The sequence below is a fragment of the Mucilaginibacter sp. P25 genome, from assembly GCF_050859465.1.
In the GTDB taxonomy this organism is placed as follows: Bacteria; Bacteroidota; Bacteroidia; order Sphingobacteriales; family Sphingobacteriaceae; genus Mucilaginibacter; species Mucilaginibacter gossypii.
This window is the reverse complement of record NZ_CP193937.1, coordinates 2,833,855-2,851,510: the sequence shown is the minus strand read 5'-3', so window position 1 is coordinate 2,851,510 and position 17,656 is coordinate 2,833,855. Positions and strand designations below refer to the sequence as shown.

Annotated in this window: 22 protein-coding genes, 1 tRNA gene and 1 pseudogene; 2 read left to right on the top strand and 22 right to left on the bottom strand. The window is 40.5% G+C overall.

From position 1 onward, the window contains the following. Positions 1 to 36: 36 nt before the first annotated feature. The 7 genes from ACRQ5D_RS14715 to ACRQ5D_RS14685 form a co-directional block, all read right to left on the bottom strand. Positions 37 to 903, bottom strand: coding sequence for a nucleotidyl transferase AbiEii/AbiGii toxin family protein (locus tag ACRQ5D_RS14715; protein WP_413323108.1), 867 nt, complete (start codon positions 901 to 903; stop codon positions 37 to 39). Further along, positions 903 to 1,649, bottom strand: a complete 747-nt coding sequence (locus tag ACRQ5D_RS14710) for a type IV toxin-antitoxin system AbiEi family antitoxin domain-containing protein (RefSeq protein WP_413323107.1) — start codon at positions 1,647 to 1,649, stop codon at positions 903 to 905. Before ACRQ5D_RS14710 ends, ACRQ5D_RS14715 begins: the two co-directional genes overlap by 1 nt. A gap of 874 nt (positions 1,650 to 2,523) precedes the next feature. Beyond that, positions 2,524 to 2,787, bottom strand: coding sequence for a hypothetical protein (locus ACRQ5D_RS14705; protein WP_432329357.1), 264 nt, complete (start codon positions 2,785 to 2,787; stop codon positions 2,524 to 2,526). Between the two features lie 7 nt (positions 2,788 to 2,794). Next, entirely contained in the window at positions 2,795 to 3,247 is a 453-nt protein-coding gene (locus ACRQ5D_RS14700; RefSeq protein ID WP_432329356.1) for a hypothetical protein, read from the bottom strand. Continuing rightward, positions 3,244 to 4,122, bottom strand: coding sequence for a hypothetical protein (locus tag ACRQ5D_RS14695; protein ID WP_432329355.1), 879 nt, complete (start codon positions 4,120 to 4,122; stop codon positions 3,244 to 3,246). The genes ACRQ5D_RS14700 and ACRQ5D_RS14695 overlap by 4 nt, the downstream gene beginning before the upstream one ends. Positions 4,123 to 4,151: 29 nt before the next feature. Continuing rightward, entirely contained in the window at positions 4,152 to 5,018 is an 867-nt protein-coding gene (locus ACRQ5D_RS14690; RefSeq protein WP_432329353.1) for a HEPN domain-containing protein, read from the bottom strand. A 5-nt stretch (positions 5,019 to 5,023) separates the two neighbouring features. Then, complete coding sequence (locus ACRQ5D_RS14685) at positions 5,024 to 5,263, bottom strand: hypothetical protein (protein ID WP_432329351.1); 240 nt, start codon at positions 5,261 to 5,263, stop codon at positions 5,024 to 5,026. Between the two features lie 519 nt (positions 5,264 to 5,782). Between ACRQ5D_RS14685 and ACRQ5D_RS14680 the strand changes: the two genes are divergently transcribed. Continuing rightward, positions 5,783 to 6,190, top strand: coding sequence for a helix-turn-helix domain-containing protein (locus ACRQ5D_RS14680; RefSeq protein WP_112652177.1), 408 nt, complete (start codon positions 5,783 to 5,785; stop codon positions 6,188 to 6,190). 63 nt (positions 6,191 to 6,253) lie between these two features. On the opposite strand, the gene ACRQ5D_RS14675 is transcribed toward ACRQ5D_RS14680, so the two are convergent. The 14 genes and pseudogenes from ACRQ5D_RS14675 to ACRQ5D_RS14610 form a co-directional block, all read right to left on the bottom strand. Continuing rightward, positions 6,254 to 6,340, bottom strand: coding sequence for a hypothetical protein (locus ACRQ5D_RS14675; RefSeq protein WP_432329775.1), 87 nt, complete (start codon positions 6,338 to 6,340; stop codon positions 6,254 to 6,256). Further along, a pseudogene (locus ACRQ5D_RS14670) lies at positions 6,328 to 6,639 on the bottom strand (DUF6934 family protein); the annotation flags it as partial. The pseudogene ACRQ5D_RS14670 and the gene ACRQ5D_RS14675, both read right to left, overlap by 13 nt. A gap of 191 nt (positions 6,640 to 6,830) precedes the next feature. Beyond that, a complete protein-coding gene (locus ACRQ5D_RS14665) occupies positions 6,831 to 7,508 on the bottom strand; it encodes a hypothetical protein (protein WP_432329349.1) in 678 nt (225 codons plus the stop codon). Between the two features lie 52 nt (positions 7,509 to 7,560). Beyond that, positions 7,561 to 8,457: a relaxase/mobilization nuclease domain-containing protein gene (locus tag ACRQ5D_RS14660; protein WP_432329347.1), complete on the bottom strand. Its 897-nt coding sequence runs from the start codon at positions 8,455 to 8,457 to the stop codon at positions 7,561 to 7,563. Next, on the bottom strand, positions 8,454 to 8,867 hold the full coding sequence (locus ACRQ5D_RS14655; RefSeq protein ID WP_432329345.1) for a plasmid mobilization protein: 414 nt from the start codon (positions 8,865 to 8,867) through the stop codon (positions 8,454 to 8,456). Before ACRQ5D_RS14655 ends, ACRQ5D_RS14660 begins: the two co-directional genes overlap by 4 nt. Before the next feature lie 523 nt (positions 8,868 to 9,390). Beyond that, positions 9,391 to 9,741, bottom strand: a complete 351-nt coding sequence (locus ACRQ5D_RS14650; RefSeq protein ID WP_432329343.1) for a helix-turn-helix domain-containing protein — start codon at positions 9,739 to 9,741, stop codon at positions 9,391 to 9,393. Between the two features lie 99 nt (positions 9,742 to 9,840). Then, on the bottom strand, positions 9,841 to 10,872 hold the full coding sequence (locus ACRQ5D_RS14645) for a hypothetical protein (RefSeq protein WP_432329342.1): 1,032 nt from the start codon (positions 10,870 to 10,872) through the stop codon (positions 9,841 to 9,843). 117 nt (positions 10,873 to 10,989) lie between these two features. Continuing rightward, positions 10,990 to 11,409 (bottom strand): hypothetical protein, encoded by a 420-nt coding sequence (locus ACRQ5D_RS14640; RefSeq protein ID WP_432329340.1) that lies wholly within the window; start codon positions 11,407 to 11,409, stop codon positions 10,990 to 10,992. Between the two features lie 20 nt (positions 11,410 to 11,429). Next, positions 11,430 to 11,660, bottom strand: coding sequence for a hypothetical protein (locus tag ACRQ5D_RS14635; protein ID WP_432329338.1), 231 nt, complete (start codon positions 11,658 to 11,660; stop codon positions 11,430 to 11,432). Positions 11,661 to 11,665: 5 nt separating this feature from the next. Continuing rightward, positions 11,666 to 12,256: a hypothetical protein gene (locus tag ACRQ5D_RS14630; protein WP_432329336.1), complete on the bottom strand. Its 591-nt coding sequence runs from the start codon at positions 12,254 to 12,256 to the stop codon at positions 11,666 to 11,668. Positions 12,257 to 12,327: 71 nt separating this feature from the next. Continuing rightward, complete coding sequence (locus tag ACRQ5D_RS14625; RefSeq protein ID WP_432329334.1) at positions 12,328 to 13,032, bottom strand: ATP-binding protein; 705 nt, start codon at positions 13,030 to 13,032, stop codon at positions 12,328 to 12,330. Next, positions 13,019 to 13,507: a hypothetical protein gene (locus tag ACRQ5D_RS14620; protein ID WP_432329331.1), complete on the bottom strand. Its 489-nt coding sequence runs from the start codon at positions 13,505 to 13,507 to the stop codon at positions 13,019 to 13,021. Before ACRQ5D_RS14620 ends, ACRQ5D_RS14625 begins: the two co-directional genes overlap by 14 nt. Further along, positions 13,507 to 14,514 (bottom strand): hypothetical protein, encoded by a 1,008-nt coding sequence (locus ACRQ5D_RS14615; RefSeq protein WP_432329329.1) that lies wholly within the window; start codon positions 14,512 to 14,514, stop codon positions 13,507 to 13,509. The genes ACRQ5D_RS14620 and ACRQ5D_RS14615 overlap by 1 nt, the downstream gene beginning before the upstream one ends. A 224-nt stretch (positions 14,515 to 14,738) precedes the next feature. Further along, positions 14,739 to 14,812 (bottom strand) — tRNA-Asn (locus ACRQ5D_RS14610). Between the two features lie 316 nt (positions 14,813 to 15,128). On the opposite strand from ACRQ5D_RS14610, the gene ACRQ5D_RS14605 reads away from it, so the two are divergent. After that, entirely contained in the window at positions 15,129 to 16,043 is a 915-nt protein-coding gene (locus ACRQ5D_RS14605) for a PfkB family carbohydrate kinase (RefSeq protein WP_091172319.1), read from the top strand. Between the two features lie 279 nt (positions 16,044 to 16,322). Here the strand turns inward: ACRQ5D_RS14605 and ACRQ5D_RS14600 are convergent, their stop codons facing one another. After that, positions 16,323 to 17,504, bottom strand: coding sequence for an acyl-CoA dehydrogenase (locus ACRQ5D_RS14600; protein ID WP_091172317.1), 1,182 nt, complete (start codon positions 17,502 to 17,504; stop codon positions 16,323 to 16,325). Between the last annotated feature and the right edge of the window lie 152 nt (positions 17,505 to 17,656).

Genomic DNA, 17,656 nt, shown 5'->3' with positions numbered 1-17,656 from the left:
TGGTGCAATGAAGCCACCTGCCGCAGCCACTTGGCTTCAATTGATATTAAATATTCTTTTAAACAGCAATGATAACTCTTCTTTCACCTGATTGTATGGCGGCAATTGTTCATGTGGTATTTGATGAGCAAGGCTATTTTTCCAGGCTCCTGTAAGTTTTTTATCTACATCATCATTTAAAAATTGGTCTATGCCGGTAAATTCCAAATTTTTAAATTTCATCTTCTCATGAAATGCACCAACTATTACTGGCCATTCAACAGCTGTAAGCTTATGGGATAGATACCATATATCAAAATAATCTCGGGGTGCAGAATAGGAACGTTGTATTAACGCTCTCAATTTTTCTGACATTACTTCTTGCAAATCATAACAGGGAATGGGTTGATCCGCCAAAGCCAATTTATCAGAATACGTATGTGTTATAGGCCGAAAGCTAACCGGAAATAGCATTTTTTCATATAGAATGATCTCTATTTTTACACTGGTTGCCCATCTTTCCGGGGGAGGTGGTGCCTGGTTCTTTAAATGATCTGCACCCCAAAACTTAATGATCGCTGCATATCCGGTAGGCATGTCCTTATGTTTCAATTCTTTTATATAATCAATAAATAAAGGAATTTCTGTCCTTTGTGTTATCAGTTCGGTTATTTCCCGTAATAATTCCCGGTCTAATACAAAGTCAGGGTTTACAGACGTAAAGTCGAGGTCTTCTGAAAATCGATAATCAGGTATATAACACTTTTTCAAACAAGTGCCGCCTTTAAATACGAGACTATCCCGGCATAATGGGATAGAGAATATGGCATCAATGAAATGACCTAATACCCAATCCTTATCCACCGTACTACGGGATACATTCTCATGCAGCGCAATTTTCTCTATTTCCTTCTTTAGTATCATTAATATTGTTTGTCTATTAGATTAAGTAATTCATCTTTGCTGATATTTAATCTCAGCCTCCAACTTGCTACAAATTCGCCTTTTTCTGTTCCCTGCGGATCAAAAAGGTTATACTTATCATTGATTTGTTCTTTTGCGAAATCAATAAATTTATCCATCAACGGCTTTTCAAATAGCTCTACCAAAAAACCTATTCTTTTAGTAGCAGCATTATTGCCAACTTGTCGGCAATAATTGATCATCTTATCAGCAGTAATTTCTGCCTGAGATAAAGCCCTTATTAGTTCAGCATAACCACCGGAATATTGTGGTTGATCGAAACAGTCTATGATGGTCTTTTCAATATCCGTTATAGGATATTTTGTATTGCCATAGCCGTTGTACATAATGCCAGTACGCTTACCAGGATTTATTGTGACAAATTTATAAGAGGTTCCTAAAAGGGCCTTATCGGTTTTCCTCTGCGTGGTCTGGATAAATATTGTGTTAGAAAATTGCTCGGTTAACCCGTGTAGATTTAAAGCCGACCAATAAGCAACTGCACTGTTTTTTACCACAAACGTGCCGATCACATTTTCATCCCGGAAATTAGCCTTGCAAAACTTCCCCCGTTCTATTCGGGAAAGCAGTTCTTTATGAACTAAATTTTCAAGAACCTCATTGAGGTTAGCAAATTTTCTATTGATTTGACCCTCAATTTCATCAAATTGAAATAGCTCAATTTCATAGTCATCCAGCAACTTCATAAATTCAAGTTGTTGCTGCGTAAGGTTGGATGATATGTAAACGCTATGTGCCATATTACTTCTAGTGTCATTATAAGACCTAAAAAATGGGTCTTATCGTTACATTAAAAGTAAATATACAAAGTTCTTTTAAATACCAAACATTATTTAGAGAAGTCATTGATAATAAGCTGCCGCTTTTGTGACTGCTTGTTACTCAGGCAATATATTACACCTTCTATAGGGGCAAAAGAAACCTCATAGGGGTGATAGGGCAATTGCCACATAGCCAGCGAGTATAGTTACAAAACAACCATGACTGAAAAGTCCGATTTTAGTTTTTTTAGCATCTGACCCCAGACATCCCTATTATTTGACCTAGCTTTTTAAATAACTTATTTATATCGGTTTTAAATTGGAGTGATATTAAAATAAATTGACACAAAATTTACCATTACAATAATTTTACTGAAATTTATTAGTAACCTATTATTATATTTGCAATATAATTTGCAGCCCGCAAGATAGCAAACTTTGTAAAGTTTGTTTTGGGCCTTACAGAAAGACTGGCTGTGATAATGCCATAATCTTGCCTTCTGTATTGTTTCGATGACCCAACTCCGAAGCAATTTTTTCAATATTTGCCTCAATTAACCCCTTTATTTTGGTTTAAAATCACGATTTTTACCCTTAAAGTCAACCAACTGACCCCACCATTCCTTATTTACCACGTATAAGCAACCAACAGCGCGAGCCGGGTAAAAAGTTAAGGCAAGCCAGTAAAATACAAAACATAATTGTCCGCTTATATAGCTTTACTTTTTATCAGGCGGTGGCTATCGCTGTTCCAGTGAATGAAGAATGTCCAAAAAGAAAGTGGATTTGCATAGCCGTTTTATTCCTGGCGATTTAAATATTGGGAATATTCAAATAGATCATCTATTAGATGAGTTATAAAATCATAAAACAACAGCATATCCTTTATATCGTCCTGCTGTACCCACTCGGCGGAATTGTAAACCCATCCCCGATACAATTGCCATATTATTTCTTTAAGCTTCTCGGGTGGGTAATTGATAAAAATGTACCTTATCCCCAAAAGCATTTCCCTAATCTCTCCCGGTGATAATTCTTTAAATTCGATATCAACGTTTTCCATAGATACTTCATTTAACTATTTCATTGGAAATCGTTTCAAAATTGTAAGGGACAGCCTTTTGAGATTTAGGATCGACAAATAGTACCGGGTAAAATGAACTAACCTTAGCAAGAAAGGTGTCATGAAACTGTTTAAAATGCGTTTTAAGCACTGTTAACCTTTTGTTATTGGATAATACCCACATCAGCAAATCATCGTCCTGAACCGATGGCATAAGGTAACAAAGCCCGGTTTTGTTGTCAAATACAAAAAAATGCGGCTTATAGTCAAATTGCAGGGTGCTACCGTTTACGGAAACTACTGCAACAAATGAAAAATGATCCTGGTGAAATTTTAAGAGGAAACTTAAAACGGGACTTTCCAAACTGTATTTACAATCCCTCATGTCTGCTTTACGTGGTTTATCCTTTAGATATTTAAGCCAATAGGTATAATAACGATAACTGTATTTTTCGTTCAAAAGTAAAGGAATTGCCTGCTGCCATAAGGCAAACGTAGCTTGCTTTGCATCCGGTAATCCAGTCTTTTTTCCTCACAGGGCAGATCATCATACCTTTTAGCAATAGCGTATTGATTAAAACTGATTTCATTGAGTTGCTGCTGGTTGGAAGTATAAACGATTTGGTTTACCGGCTTATCTTTTCTGCTAAATTGCTGAAAGCTTAGCACAAACCTGTCGTCCTTACTCGTTAGTCCTAAACAGGGTATCAGTGTAGGTAGATGAGCACTGAAATAACCGCCAAAGCTATAAGCTAAACAATAGGCTATGACCTGCCGGCTACCTGTAAGTTCCTTTTCGGGCGACATCGGCCTTTCCTGTATGGTCAGGTGTTTGTTATCGGTAAACCCGATGTCGGGCCGGAAAATATTGCCATACCTTAATTTCGGTTCAACAAATATCCGCTCATTGCTAACGTCTACTTTGAGAAATTTTTTCCTGATGTTTTCATCGGATTCATAACCCGGCCAGTAGTACATCTGAAAATCCAAATAATCCCGCCACATGATTCTGTTTAGCCCCATATAAGCATGATAACAAAGCTTTTCATCCGGCATTCCGCATGTACAGGCTATATGCAATTCGTTTAACCCAGTATGCATGTAAAGCATATTTTCGGAACCATCGTTTAGATTTAGCTTGACTGATACCATACCATTTGCATAGCTTTTAAATTCATAGTGATTCCCCATAAAAGCTTTTCTGCCCTTTGGTACAGGATAGTATTTATCCAATATCTCCCTTGTTAAACGCTGGCTGCCTCGTTCAAATGGAATGGTATAAAAGAAAGTGCCGGGAGATAAGATCGTACCCAACTTTGTTTTTTTAGCTGCCATGATTTGAGATTTAAGTTTAAAATTCAATCCTATTCAGGGACATTGATAACCGCCGTCCGTAAGTCATTTATCCGGTCAATGCAGAGTTCCTCGGTAAGTTCTATCAGTGCCCTTACCTGTGTACAAAGCATATCCGCATCCAGACTGGTCACTTTGTATTCATCCCGGTATCGGGCATCTGTGTAGCTTTTAAGTAACAGTTGGAACAAACGCTGGTCTTCCGTAGTCTTGCGTGGAAATAAGGCGGCGGGTTCGCCTGAAAAACAATGGCATAGATTCAGCAGGCGGGCAAGATTGTGTATATCTGACCGATAAGCCATAAATACCCGGATCATGGCGATACAAGCCTGTTCCACGGCCTGATGCAGCATAAAAATGGTATTGTTGTAATATTCCTTTTCAAAACATTCACCTGCCGCTTCCATGAAGCCTAAAGCCATACAATACCGGTGATAATAATGCTTTTCCGCTTTTGCCAGCGTGGTGGCAGGATTTAAATGCGGGTAATCAAGGTTTAACCGCAGGCCACTGGCGGTATATAATTGCATCCCGTCACGGCAAACAGCGGTAAAAAAACGGCTGCCCTGGCTTATCGCATTTGTTATCGTTTCGAGGCCATGCACGATGATGGTAATACCTGCCTTATCAAAATGGCTGTTTACATAGTCCTGTACTTCGTGCTCTATACGGGTGACCGCTGTCGTAATCATGAGCAAAAAGTAATGCGTATTACTTTGCTTTACATCTTCAATAAAACAGCTGGTTGTCGCCTTAGTATCATTCAGGTAGCCAAAGCAAATGATATATCCTGTTTTATATTGGCTTACCAATGGTTTAATGAGCCCTTGCAGTTCCCTCCACTGTAAAGGAGAGAGATTGACATGCTTTCTTTCCATAGCATTTATTGGTTTTTTGCGCTATACTTTTCCAGAAATTCTTTTACTTCTTGTTCACTTTGGGTAAGGCGTTCCTTTAGGCGTTCAAGAAATGCGCTATCATCGGTTACAACGCCATCGTTTACGACGATATGAGGGGAGAAATCCTGTAGGTCCGGTACAGTTGTTCTTTCGGCACCTATATTAATAGTGCTTTTATACCCGGTGTTAAAGTAGATATTGATGTTATTAATAATGACTTTCATGGTGAATTTGCTTTACGTTATATTCAAATTTCGGCACGTGTAAAGCGGTACCGAACCCATAGCGCGTGTATTTTACTTATACGACCGTGTTGTTTACCGCCAATGCTCGGCCGCGTTCAGGTGAGCCGAAAGAGGTGATGAACACGCAGGCCATACTCAACTGTTAAGCAACCAGCAGCGCGTAGCCGGGTAAAAAGTCAAGGCCAGGCAAGCCGCTAAAGAACAAAACACTGCTGCCTGCTCCGTATAGCCTTTACTTTTATCCCAGCGTGGGCTATCTTCGCTGTACAGGTGAATATGGAATGTGTCCCGTAAAAGGGCGGTGGCCGGGCGCAAATCTGTTATGAGGAACGAATTTCAGTTTTGCGGTGCGGCGGAGAGGCGGACGGCGGAATGGAACCCGGCACATAGTGCGTGGTGCAATGAAGCCGTCTGCCGAAACGCATGGTATTCTACTTGGTGCCGATATATACAGTGCCCCTATTATTATCAAAAAGAAAACTTTGTATATTTGAAACTATGGAAACATCTACCAAACCAACCAATACCCATATCGGAAGAAAAATAAGCCGCATCCGTGAACTGCGGGGTATAAAGCAGGAAACACTCGCCTCTGAATTGGGTGTGAGCCAGCAAACTGTGTCCCGCATGGAGCAAAGCGAAACTATCGAGGATGATGTTTTAGCTAAAGTGGCCGGGGTACTAGGGGTTTCAGCCGAAGCTATAAAAAATTACAGCGACGAAGCGGTGATCTACAATATTCAGAATAATTATGAAGGCTCGCATAATCAAGGTGCTAATGTGGGTCATCAATTTAATTTCAATCCAATAGAAAAATTGGTTGAACTCTTTGAAGAAAATAAGAAGCTTTACGAGCGTTTGTTACAAGCTGAAAAGGAAAAGAACGAAATCTTAAAGGGGAAATAATCATCTTCCAGTTCAACTTTTATACCTCAAAAAGCACTTTTTTAAGTAAAGTCTAAGGTCTTTCTAATTACTTCTGTTTACCAAAAACGCCTCATAATTGATAGTGCTGGGCTTAAACACATGCCAAGCATCATCTTTTAATCCATACACATCAAAATCCTTACTAGTTTCCTCCCACAAACCGCTATCCCCATTTGATATACTCTGGTATGTGCAGTTGTACTGCCCTTTGCATAAATATAATGGTTACCATAGTGGTTACAAAACTCGACAATAGTGTTTGCCACGGTAGCCAGAACTATATCCCTGTCTTCGTTATTATTAACCACAACATCATCTGTTTTTCCTGAGTTTGGGTCTTGATCGTCAAACCCTAAATTATAAATTGGCGGTACCGAATTGGGAATTTTTGTAAACATGACAATTTTTTCAATCCATCCTTTGGGCCCGTCACTATAAAATCCATAGTCTTGAAAGTCATTATTGTTAACATATGGATAGCGTTCTAAATCATGGTATTACATTCAGCGAATGACCAGTTTTCAAAAATAGTAATTTGTATTAGTCGTGTAGCTGATAAACTATTTAGTATGTTTTTTGCTTCCTTTTCATTTCATTTTAATCTTTCAAGTTTATCATTTCAGGGTTCCCGCCTCAACGCTTTCAAGCTGTCGGCCTCCCTTTCCAACTGCTTAATCCTTAATTCCGTTGCCTGTATTTCGAGGTAACGTTCTATACTGTCAGTTCGGTATTGATTGATCGCTGATATATTCAGACTGTCCAGCTGGCTTTGTAATTTCTGCCTTTTAGCGCTGTCTGCAATCAAATAGTTCCAGTACCATGCTTTACGATAGCGGCTGTTCTGGCTGTCCTTATACAAATTGTGAAAGCCGAACCAACTAAGCAAGCCAATGATCATTGCTAAAGCAGTTAAGTACATACTACGCTTAGCCATCGTCTTTAAAAAGCCTTTCCCGGCATCCTCCGGCAATACCAAAATTCTGTTTTTGGAAAACAGCTCAAGCAATACCTGTAAGACGGCTGTTCTAGTGGCGGTCAAACCGTCACTGGCAATTTTGGAAATGGCTAAAGTACTTGGTGGGGGTACGGTGACCTCGATCTTCTGATATTTCTTTTCAAAGCTGCTGATCAGCTTTTGTGTATGATTATCCATTTCTGCAATAAGCGCATTCTTTTGATCGATCTGCTGTTGTTGCTCTTTTATAAAATTTTTGATCTCCTTTAAGTCTGTGGCATGCTCGTTCAACACGGATGTTAAGGTGATCTCATCAATTGGGGTTTCTTCATTTGGTTTCATGATGTCATCATTAAATGGTTCATAATTCTGTTCATTGTAGATTAAGCATAGTTTATCGGCCTATACTTGGGGTATGCTGATGTACTTGTTGTTGCTGTTGTTCCTTTTCCTGCTGTTGCTGTTTCTTTAATTCCTCCTGCTGTTGTCTTAGTAGCTGCGCCTGCCTGTTTTGCTCCTGTTGCTGTCGTAAAAGCTGTTCCTGCTTCAGTTTCTTCTCAATATCCATCAGGGCGTAGCCGACCTGGCTGCCTTTAAAGCGTACATGCTGTGCATCCGTAAAAGCGATACCCCGGCCTAATTCTACTTCGTAGCCGCGCTGCTCCATATACTTTTTGACCTGCTGCACATCTTTACTTTGTTTGATCGCCGTTTGCAGATGCTTCCTCAGGGTTTCCTTACGGTTGTCAACACGCTGGCTTTGTACAACCCTTTGCTCCGGCTTTAAAAACTTGTTCGGACTTAACACCTGCTCTAATTTGTATTCCAGTTCCATCTTCCGGGCGAACTCGGCAACATGCTTATAGCTGTTGCTGTCACTGGCTGTCTTGCCGTCAAAGCCGATGCGGTTAGCGACGATATGCAGATGCTCATGATCGGTATCTTTGTGCGCCACCACCACATACTGGTGATCTTTAAAATCAAATTTTTCTGCCAGCATCTCCACCATGTCGATTTTATCCTGTAAGCCTAACTTCCCGACATCGCTGTGGGCGAAGCTTAATGAAAAGTGAAACACCGGCTTTGATTGGTCAGGGTTTAACTTGGCTACTTCGATCATTTCCCGCACCAGTTCAAGCCGGGTGCCAAAGCATTGGTTATAGGCGATGACCTCGACCTGCTTCTTTTCAAGTTCCTGCATTTGTAGTTCTTTGCTTTCTTGCCGCCTGCCCTCAAAGAGGTAATGCAATACGCCCCGGAAACTTTTACCTGTACCTACTTTTCCGATCATGATACATAAGCGTTAATGTTCTTCACCAATGCCCGCAAGCTTCGTACATCCTGGTTGAGCATAGCTCTTTCCAATGTGTTCAGGTCGTCGCTCCGGTTGCGCCTCCTGGCAATTTGATTGAGGTTGGCGGCAATGTGATTGAGCGTACCGCGCATTTCTAAAACGGGCTTGGGCAGGGTTTTGACCCTGATTTCTATCCGCGTATTCAAGCCCAGGTTCCGCAGGAAGACCGATGGGTTTATGCCCACCCGTTTAGCATTTGCTTCAATAATTCTTTTCTCGATGAGCGTACACATTACGCTCACGGCAGTGCGCCGCTTATGCGGTACTTTCGGCCTGCCGCCTTTATTAACCCGTCCCGTAAGGGCCAGTGCTTTGGTGTTTGTTATTTTTTTAACCGTACTTTCCATAAGCTTTAATTCGTTAAAAAATCCTTAAAAAAATCCCCCCGAATGCGATAGCATGAGCGGGAGCCAGCAAGTTTCGGCATGGCCGAAACATAGCTGGCTCCGCTTACAGGCCAAAGGCCTGTTGCGCTGCCCGGCTGTATCGCTGTAGCGACACGCCGGGGTTGTTGATGCAGCACCCAAAGGTGCTGTCCCGCCAAAAGCGGCCTACCGCTTTCGCTGTTCTTTGATAATCGCTGTTGCGATTATCGGGCTGTTAAAACGCTGGCACCAAAGGTGCCGATCGTTTTCTCCGGCGACTTGTCGCCGGTCTGTTTGTATACCCGCTTGTGGATGCTGATTGACCGATTGTTTTTTGCCAATGACACCGTTGGTGCCTCGACAGTACGCAGCCCATCAGGGCGGGTGTATCGGTCTGCGTTCCAAAAGACGTTCCCTTTTTGATGGGCTTTTTATCGCTTGTGATGCCGTCAATTCAATGGCATAGCCATTGATGACCAGGCGGTTTTAATGCGCTACATCGGCCTTAAAATGCTTTAGCTTTTTTATTGCTGATTGCCAGATGCTGTACCGCCTCTTCCCTGATTTCTTCTGCTGTTTTTTTACGGCCTGACTTGATCCATTCGGTTAATTCTGAACGATAGAAATACAGACGCTTTCCTCGCTTATTCACTGGGATTTCTTTGCGGCATACTTTGCTATAAACGGTCGGGACGGCCAAGTCTAAAAATGCTGCTGCCTGTGTTATGGGCATAAGCTCTTCCTGCTCCGGCGACTGTTCTTGTCGCTGAAGTAAAAGCTGTTCGATGTTGTCAAGCTTTTCCTGAATCTGTGTTACCGCCTTGGGTAACTGGTCAAAGGTGAGGGTATCTTTCATTGCGCATTAATTTTGTTTAATGCTGCAATTGTAGGGGCTTGTTTTGCAGGGTTACAAGGGGGTTACTGGTAACCCCACTGCTACCCCCTCGTTTTTTTGTTATTTTTTGTTCCGGGGAACCGGTAGGATGAGAAATTTATCTTCTTTCTGCTCGATTTTTAGAATTGGAGATTTGCAAGGCCGCATGTTGGTCGAGATCAGGTCATTCAAATAGCCCTCTGTAAATTCACTGGTTTTACCCTTCGGGGACAAGTATAGGAATTTGGGGGCTAACCATTTTTCGAGGTCGGCTTGCTGGCATCCTACGATTAAATTGGCATCATAAAGTTGTTTAAAGGCATCTGCCAGCTGATTTCCATTGCCACGGAATATAAGGGGAGATTCTGACGTTTGATCGTTAAGTAACAGTTTTTTTAACTTGACATGATCTTCTGTAACAAAGTAGTCTTTAAGTACCTCATAAAATTGGCTTGACATACCGGCAGCAAAAGTTGGATAACGTATGGCACTTTTATTTGGTTCTGCGTTTGCCTGATCTTCATCAGAAAGGCGGTCATTTACATTTCCCTCTACAGGAAAGCCATTGGCCTTGCGAAACTCTTCATAGGTTATTTGAGGCTTAGGGGGATTCAATCGCAATTCGATATCACGGATCAGTTCTCTTAAAAACGTTTCACGTAGCTTGATCGAATCAGCCAGGTCTTCGACAAACGCGCCGGTTATTCCAATGTCAGAGCTACTGCTTTGAAGATTGTGGACAATAAACAATTTGTCAAGGTCAATGGAAAAAATATAGTCGTCTTTATAATCTTGCAGCCATTCACTATGATGGTTGTGCCAATTCTTCCAAAGGAGTTTAATACGCTCCAAAACTTTCTGTAATTGTTCCAGTTGCAAGCCCATTAGACCCTCTTCCAATGTCAACAGGTCGATTAGCGCCATGTCTTTGAGTACCCTTAATTCGCTTTTATAAGAGAAAGAATCATAATAATTCGTTTCACGGGTAATATCATAAGCATTCCCTTGCTGTCTTTTGATTTTATTAAAATCACTTGCGTCAACAACCTCCTGCTGGGTTACTCTAAGATTAAAAGTTTGTATGCGGGTTAGAAATTCCTTTAGATGCTTCATATCATTGCACTTTCAAATATAAATTTACAATTTAAATTTTCTATTGATTATGGTGCGTTAGACTTTTCTAATAAGATACTCTTATACAATAATTTTTCAAAAGAACTTTTGCAGATTCTATTTAATAACTGGTGAGATTAATTTACTTTCAATTCTTTTTAGTGAAAAGTCTACATCTCTTGTAGCTTCTTCGAACGCTTCATCAGAATTCTCAAACGATGCAAAAACTAAGATTTGCTGGTCTTTATACTTTGAAAGCTCCTGCAAAAATGTCCTGAAATTTTCAATAGACATATCCTGTTGTTTCGGTTCGTCCAGTATTAATAACATTGGATGATTGGTTTTGAATTCAGTAGCAACCTTCAGTATGGAAGTAAAATAAGCCCATAAACATCTGATAAAATCACTGGCAGACGAATCAAATTTGATGTTATAGTACAATTGCTCCCCAGCAATTTTTTGCGCTACAGGAAGATAACTATCATGTGAAATCCGAATTGCCTCGAAAGGTTTGCTCTGATAGTTAAATTTTTTCAATAAGGCTATGAAGTGATCTTTTAATGAATTAAGTTTTCGCTTATCTTCTGTAGAGAAAAATCTTGTGGTAAATCAGTTTCATTTGATAAAATCCTTTCGTAGGCTTTTGATAATACCTTTAAATCTTCTATTAGTGCATTAAATTCCTCAATTACTTTACCTAAAAATTCAACACGTTTTCTAAGGTTTAAACGCTTCTCTATTTCTACAATTGATGGTAATCTCTCATCCTGGGTAAGTTCCTGTTTCAAGGTTCTTATAGACTGCCTAACGTCAGCAATTTGTGATTGATATTCAGAAAGTTTTTTTGTTTTTCTTGGATATTTCTCTTTTGTCCGTCCACATAGACTTCAATCATTTTCTGCTGAGCCTCAATGTATGCAATATTGTCTTCCAATCGCATTGCAGTTTGGTGGATTTCAATCGGGAGAAGTGAATCCCTTATTTCCTGGTGACAGGTTGGACAAATATCGGAAGCCGTTTCCGCTGGAAGATCAAAGCCGAGCTTTTTAACTTTTAAGGCACCTTTATTTTTTCTCAAATCCTCCTGAACGGCTTCTAACTGCTTACCATACTGTTTTAGCTTGTCATTGTCATAATTTAGTTCCGGAGACAGCATTTCGTAGTTCAGCGAAAGTTGATTTAATTGGTTACCCAAGTTGCTGAGTGCAACCTGATTTTCATTAACTTTACTACCTACGGTCGATATTTCTATCTTATTCAACCCCTCAAGCTCTCTTTTCAATCGCTCATTATAATCAACAAGGGTTACCTGCTTGTCTTCTGCATCGTTAATTCCGATGAAAATTTCACCGGCGAAGTTTATAATTCGTGGGGTAGATTCCAAGCCCCTTAAACTCCCTCCGCTCTTTTCGGCAAGCTTAGAGAATTGTAAATAGAGGTTCTGCCACCGATTAGTCACATTTTGCTTCTCAAAGTTGAGTACTCGTTTCTTTTTTCGTTTTCAAATACATCAAGAGCCAGAAGAAATTCCACTACCCTGCTCTCCGTATTACGCATTGAATAATAGGGCATAGTCGCAAAAAAATCAGACCATCCCGATTTTTGTTCTAAAATGAAAGCAGGGGCAATTTGCTGTATGTACATTTTGGCAAATTCACCTTGTGTGTTTACCGTTTCAGGTAAGCTCCATTTAAGGAATTCTGCCAGATATAAATGAAATCCATAAATGTCATCTGTTGCACCACCCTTATCGTGAATAAACATTGGGCGGCTGTTTAGCGCTTTGTTTTCACCTGTTATCAGTGCGCCATCGTAAACATCCACCAGTTGTGACTTACGTCCAGGGGTTGTAACTCCTCTTCGAATCGTGATAATACTTTCATTTTCAATTTCCAGATATACATAGGATTGGACAATTTGATGGAATTTATCCTTTGGAAATTCAACCTGATCTTTTAATGCAGATTGCATTGTCTTTTCGTTCTTGCCACCAAGAAGTTCCTCAAAACCAAGCGCGTAGATAATGCTCTGAAACAAACTGGACTTACCAGAACTGTTATCACCTCTAATAATGTTCAGGCCATTGTCAAACTGAAACTGAGCGCCGTACAACCCACTTGTTGTATTTACTTCTAATTTAACTGCTTTAATTTTCAACATAAAAAAGGGACCACTGTTTAGTCATTGTATTAATTCTACTGTCAGTAATGGTATTTTTGCCTAGAGATTTTAAAAAAGCTTTCTCATCAACCAAAATCTCATTATCACTCATTATCATATTGAAAAATTGCAACCCCTTTTCAGCTGACAACTGATAATTTTTTCCGTCTACGATATCACATATTTTCTCAGCTGTTGCCAGTTGCAAGGCCCTATTCAGAGCCGGTTCAATTCCCCAAACGGAAAATTCACCTACAAAATTTTTACTTATGTAATCCGCAAGCAGAGCCGTATGCTTTTTTGAAGCCAACGCCCAAGAAAACAAGTGTAATTTTAGCAAACTTGCTTTGTCGCTCCTACAACATAATTTAAGTATCAGCACTATTATAGCGATCTTATACATTGGCCGATAATCAGCTGGAATAGGTATCGGCCGCTTAGTAAACGAAAGTTTTTTTATAAATAGCTCTTCCATTATTCAAAACTTATGGGGCAACGCAATATCCAGTCAGACATCACATAATCTGTTAACCGATCTATCATAATATCATCTAAGTAGGAAAACGTCTCCTTTAATTTATTCTTTAGTTCGGTTTCAATATCATCATAAAGTTTATTGTTATCTCCGCTGAAAACCGCGCACTTATCCTCAACACGTTTTTCAAACTGGGAAATAACCTTTACAAATTTTTCGTACTGATCCTGAAAACTTTCTTTCCATTTTCGGACCATCAAATCGCCATTTAGAAAATTGGCAACCGTGTTTTGGGTTAGTTTATTGACTTTATTGTCAAATGTCTGCGAAGTGGACGGAACTCGTTGTTCATGCTTTTTAACTGCGGTATCCACCAGGCTTATTTCTTTAGTTTTCCAATCCGCAATATCTTCAGATGTCGACTTAGCGGGATCGATATCAAGTTTCTTTTTCCTTGATTCTAACACAATTGGTATTTGTTCAATAAAAAAATCGATGTCATGTACCAATACATCAAAATCATCAGCCAACAAATCATCTTTCATTTGCCTGTATTCTTCTGCCTTAGTTTGACAATGCTTAACCAAATCTTTTTTCTTATATTCGGGAGTTACAAATATCCATTTCGATATCTTAACACCGTTAAAGTACCCCTGTAGTTGGCTTTTATAGGTAATTAGTTTTCCCAAATCAGCGGTAATCTTATCTCGCTGTACTTCGTAAAGTTTGTCAGGATTGTAATCCATATCAGGGCAATAACACTGGAAAACAACGCCAGATCTGGTAAAGCCTTCTATTCCTAAATCACCTTGCCAGGCAGGCATTTCCTGATAGCCGTCGCTTTCATATTTGTGCTTAAAGCATAGTTGGCAGAAATCTTCCCAGCTGTCGCCATTAAAAGTGCCGTAAATGGTTTTATACATTATAGTGAAGAGGTTTATACTTAGTATTTGGAAAATTAGTATAATATTAAATGCTATCCTAATAATCGGTAAATTTTCATTCATACCAACTTGATGTACGCAACCTCACAAAACGCGCTATGTCTGATCATTCCGCAATGGGTTGACGATTATTGATACCAAATATCCGTTTATCAGCGTACTTAAATCGCCAATAAATCAAGCGCCATTAATTCTGTTCAATGCAAAAACTTCAAAATTGTGTGAGAAATGTGTGAGAATAAAAAAACCCAACTCGCCAGAGTTGGGTTAAATCATTGATTTTCAGGCTCCTGAGGCTGGGCTCGAACCAGCGACCCTCTGATTAACAGTCAGATGCTCTAACCGGCTGAGCTACTCAGGAATCTAATCCGGTTTGGAGTGGGGCAAAGGTAAAAACTCAACGGATATTTCACAATTTTTATTAAAAAAAAATTAAAATATTTTTCACGGGCTTTTTTAGCCCCTGATTATGTGCTACTTAAAACCCAAAGACACACTGCGGCATTTTTTAGCGATGGCAATTCTTTCTGCAGAGCCCCTTTTTTCTGCCGCCAGGTTTCTGAAACTGCTTAAATTATATTTTCTCCAATGAAAATTGGCATCGCAAACTGGCATCAATGAATGATTATCCCTTAATTTTCACAATATTTGCGGCAAAAAAATATAAATATCTTTACATGAGTTTGTTAGTTATTGGCACTGTGGCGTTTGATGCCATTGAAACCCCTTTTGGTAAAACCGATAAAATTGTAGGCGGCTCTGCAACCTTTGCAAGTTTGGGCGCTTCTTACTTTTATGATAAAATAAAAATTGTAGCGGTTGTTGGCGATGATTTTCCGCAGCACGAGATTGAGGACCTACAAAAGCACAACGTTAATACCGAAGGCCTGCAGGTAAAACAGGGCGAAAAATCATTTTTCTGGAGCGGGCGTTACCATAACGACATGAACAGCCGCGATACCCTGGTAACCGAGCTTAATGTATTGGAAGCTTTCGATCCAATTATCCCTGATAGTTACCAGGATTGCGAATACCTGATGCTGGGCAACCTTTCTCCACAAGTGCAGCAAACTGTCATAGCGCGCCTTAAAAACCGCCCTAAGCTTATTGTAATGGACACCATGAACTTTTGGATGGATATTGCCCTTGATGAGCTTTTAAAAACCATCCAGCTGGTGGATGTGCTAACCATTAACGATGCCGAAGCCCGCCAGTTATCAGGCGAATTCTCATTGGTTAAAGCCGCCCGCAAAATATTAACCATGGGCCCTAAATACATCATCATTAAAAAAGGCGAGCACGGTGCATTGCTGTTCCATGAAGATAAGATCTTTAGTGCCCCCGCCCTTCCATTGGCCGAAGTATTTGACCCCACAGGCGCGGGCGATACTTTTGCAGGCGGCTTTATTGGCTACATGGCCAAAGTAGGTACCATTAATTTCAACAACATGAAAAACGCCATCATTTTTGGCTCGGCCCTGGCTTCATTCTGTGTTGAAAAATTTGGTTCAGAAAGATTAAGAAACCTTAGCGAAGAGGAAATAGCCGCCCGGATCCAGGAGTTTGTAGGCTTATCTAAATTTGAATTGTAAGATAGCTGCTTAAAAACATCAATTTTCAATGTAGAGACGCATCACACGCATCTCCCGTTTGCAATTCAAGATGGATAGTAACGCTCTTAAAAGCAGCTTGCCCTATGAGAAACGCATGTGATGCGTCTCTACAAAAAAGAACTTTTATAAAGCATTTTAGGGTATGTTCAGAAGAATCTCTAAAATACAAAAAATAAACCCTCTATATGTTTTACATACAGAGGGTTTACAAATAATATAATTGTAAATCAATAACTACAGGCAGAATAACCGGGTTCCCTATCCTTTCAACACTTCCCTGCTAATCACTATCTTCTGGATCTCACTCGTGCCTTCGCCTATGGTACAAAGTTTGGCATCGCGATAAAACTTCTCAACAGGGAAATCCTTGGTATAACCGTACCCACCGAAGATCTGAACAGCCTCGGTGGCCGTACGCACTGCCGTTTCTGAGGCAAAATATTTGGCCATGGCCGATTGTTTTGTGACCGGCAGGTGGCGGTTTTTCAGATCGGCAGCCTGCATGATCAGCAGTTCGGCTGCTTCAATTTCGGTAGCCATATTGGCCAGCTTAAATGCTATCCCCTGGAAATTACCAATGGGCTGTCCAAACTGGCGGCGTTCTTTGGCGTAAGCAACCGCCGCTTCAAAAGCACCTTTTGCAATCCCTAACGAAAGCGCCGCTATCGAAATCCTGCCGCCGTCTAACACGTTCATAGCCTGTTTAAAGCCTTCTCCTTCAACACCCAGCAAATTTTCCTTTGGCACACGGCAGTTATCAAAAATAAGCTCCGTGGTTTCTGAGGCACGCATACCCAGCTTATTTTCTTTTTTGCCATGAGTAAAACCCGGCGTACCTTTTTCAATCACCAGCGCCGAAATCCCATGCGAATCGCCTTTGTTGCCTGTACGTACCATCACTACCGCCACATCGCCCGATTTACCATGGGTTATCCAGTTTTTTGAGCCATTCACTACATAATGGTCACCATCCAAAACGGCGGTGGTGTTCATACCCAGCGCGTCCGAACCGGTGTTGGCCTCGGTTAATCCCCAGGCACCAAGCCATTCGGCAGTGGCCAGTTTAGGCAGCCACTTCAACTTTTGCTCTTCATTGCCAAAGGCAAGGATATGTCCCGTACAAAGCGAATTATGGGCGGCAACCGATAAACCTATAGCACCGCAAACTTTGGCTATTTCACTGATCACGGTTACATATTCAAAATAGCCGAAACCCGAGCCGCCATATTGTTCAGGCACAAAAACGCCCATCATGCCAAGCTCGCCCAATTGTTTAAATAAGTCGACAGGGAAAACCTGGGCTTCGTCCCATTCCATTACATGAGGTTTGATATAACGTTCGGCAAAGTCTTTGGCCATCTGGCCAACCATTTGCTGATTTTCGTTCATGGCAAAATCATACCCATCTGTTGAGGGGGTATCGGTTAACAAAGTATCCATACATTTATAATTGGTTACTACAAAATAACGCATAAAAAACGAGATTGGTTTGCCCGTAAAAGCCTGCAAATCAAGAACAATTTGGTATTGGGTATGAATTATAGGTTTAGTTAAAATAGAGTGGTTTCGGGAAGAGGAAACTGATGAAAAAT

What these genes read in the sequence shown, in the direction of transcription:
- ACRQ5D_RS14715 (WP_413323108.1), bottom strand. Translation starts at nt 903, where the DNA reads ATGATACTAAAGAAGGAAATAGAGAAAATTGCGCTGCATGAGAATGTA.
- ACRQ5D_RS14710 (WP_413323107.1), bottom strand. Translation starts at nt 1,649, where the DNA reads ATGAAGTTGCTGGATGACTATGAAATTGAGCTATTTCAATTTGATGAA.
- ACRQ5D_RS14705 (WP_432329357.1), bottom strand. Translation starts at nt 2,787, where the DNA reads ATGGAAAACGTTGATATCGAATTTAAAGAATTATCACCGGGAGAGATT.
- ACRQ5D_RS14695 (WP_432329355.1), bottom strand. Translation starts at nt 4,122, where the DNA reads ATGGCAGCTAAAAAAACAAAGTTGGGTACGATCTTATCTCCCGGCACT.
- ACRQ5D_RS14690 (WP_432329353.1), bottom strand. Translation starts at nt 5,018, where the DNA reads ATGGAAAGAAAGCATGTCAATCTCTCTCCTTTACAGTGGAGGGAACTG.
- ACRQ5D_RS14685 (WP_432329351.1), bottom strand. Translation starts at nt 5,263, where the DNA reads ATGAAAGTCATTATTAATAACATCAATATCTACTTTAACACCGGGTAT.
- ACRQ5D_RS14680 (WP_112652177.1), top strand. Translation starts at nt 5,783, where the DNA reads ATGGAAACATCTACCAAACCAACCAATACCCATATCGGAAGAAAAATA.
- ACRQ5D_RS14665 (WP_432329349.1), bottom strand. Translation starts at nt 7,508, where the DNA reads ATGAAACCAAATGAAGAAACCCCAATTGATGAGATCACCTTAACATCC.
- ACRQ5D_RS14660 (WP_432329347.1), bottom strand. Translation starts at nt 8,457, where the DNA reads ATGATCGGAAAAGTAGGTACAGGTAAAAGTTTCCGGGGCGTATTGCAT.
- ACRQ5D_RS14655 (WP_432329345.1), bottom strand. Translation starts at nt 8,867, where the DNA reads ATGGAAAGTACGGTTAAAAAAATAACAAACACCAAAGCACTGGCCCTT.
- ACRQ5D_RS14650 (WP_432329343.1), bottom strand. Translation starts at nt 9,741, where the DNA reads ATGAAAGATACCCTCACCTTTGACCAGTTACCCAAGGCGGTAACACAG.
- ACRQ5D_RS14645 (WP_432329342.1), bottom strand. Translation starts at nt 10,872, where the DNA reads ATGAAGCATCTAAAGGAATTTCTAACCCGCATACAAACTTTTAATCTT.
- ACRQ5D_RS14625 (WP_432329334.1), bottom strand. Translation starts at nt 13,032, where the DNA reads ATGTTGAAAATTAAAGCAGTTAAATTAGAAGTAAATACAACAAGTGGG.
- ACRQ5D_RS14620 (WP_432329331.1), bottom strand. Translation starts at nt 13,507, where the DNA reads ATGGAAGAGCTATTTATAAAAAAACTTTCGTTTACTAAGCGGCCGATA.
- ACRQ5D_RS14615 (WP_432329329.1), bottom strand. Translation starts at nt 14,514, where the DNA reads ATGAATGAAAATTTACCGATTATTAGGATAGCATTTAATATTATACTA.
- ACRQ5D_RS14605 (WP_091172319.1), top strand. Translation starts at nt 15,129, where the DNA reads ATGAGTTTGTTAGTTATTGGCACTGTGGCGTTTGATGCCATTGAAACC.
- ACRQ5D_RS14600 (WP_091172317.1), bottom strand. Translation starts at nt 17,504, where the DNA reads ATGGATACTTTGTTAACCGATACCCCCTCAACAGATGGGTATGATTTT.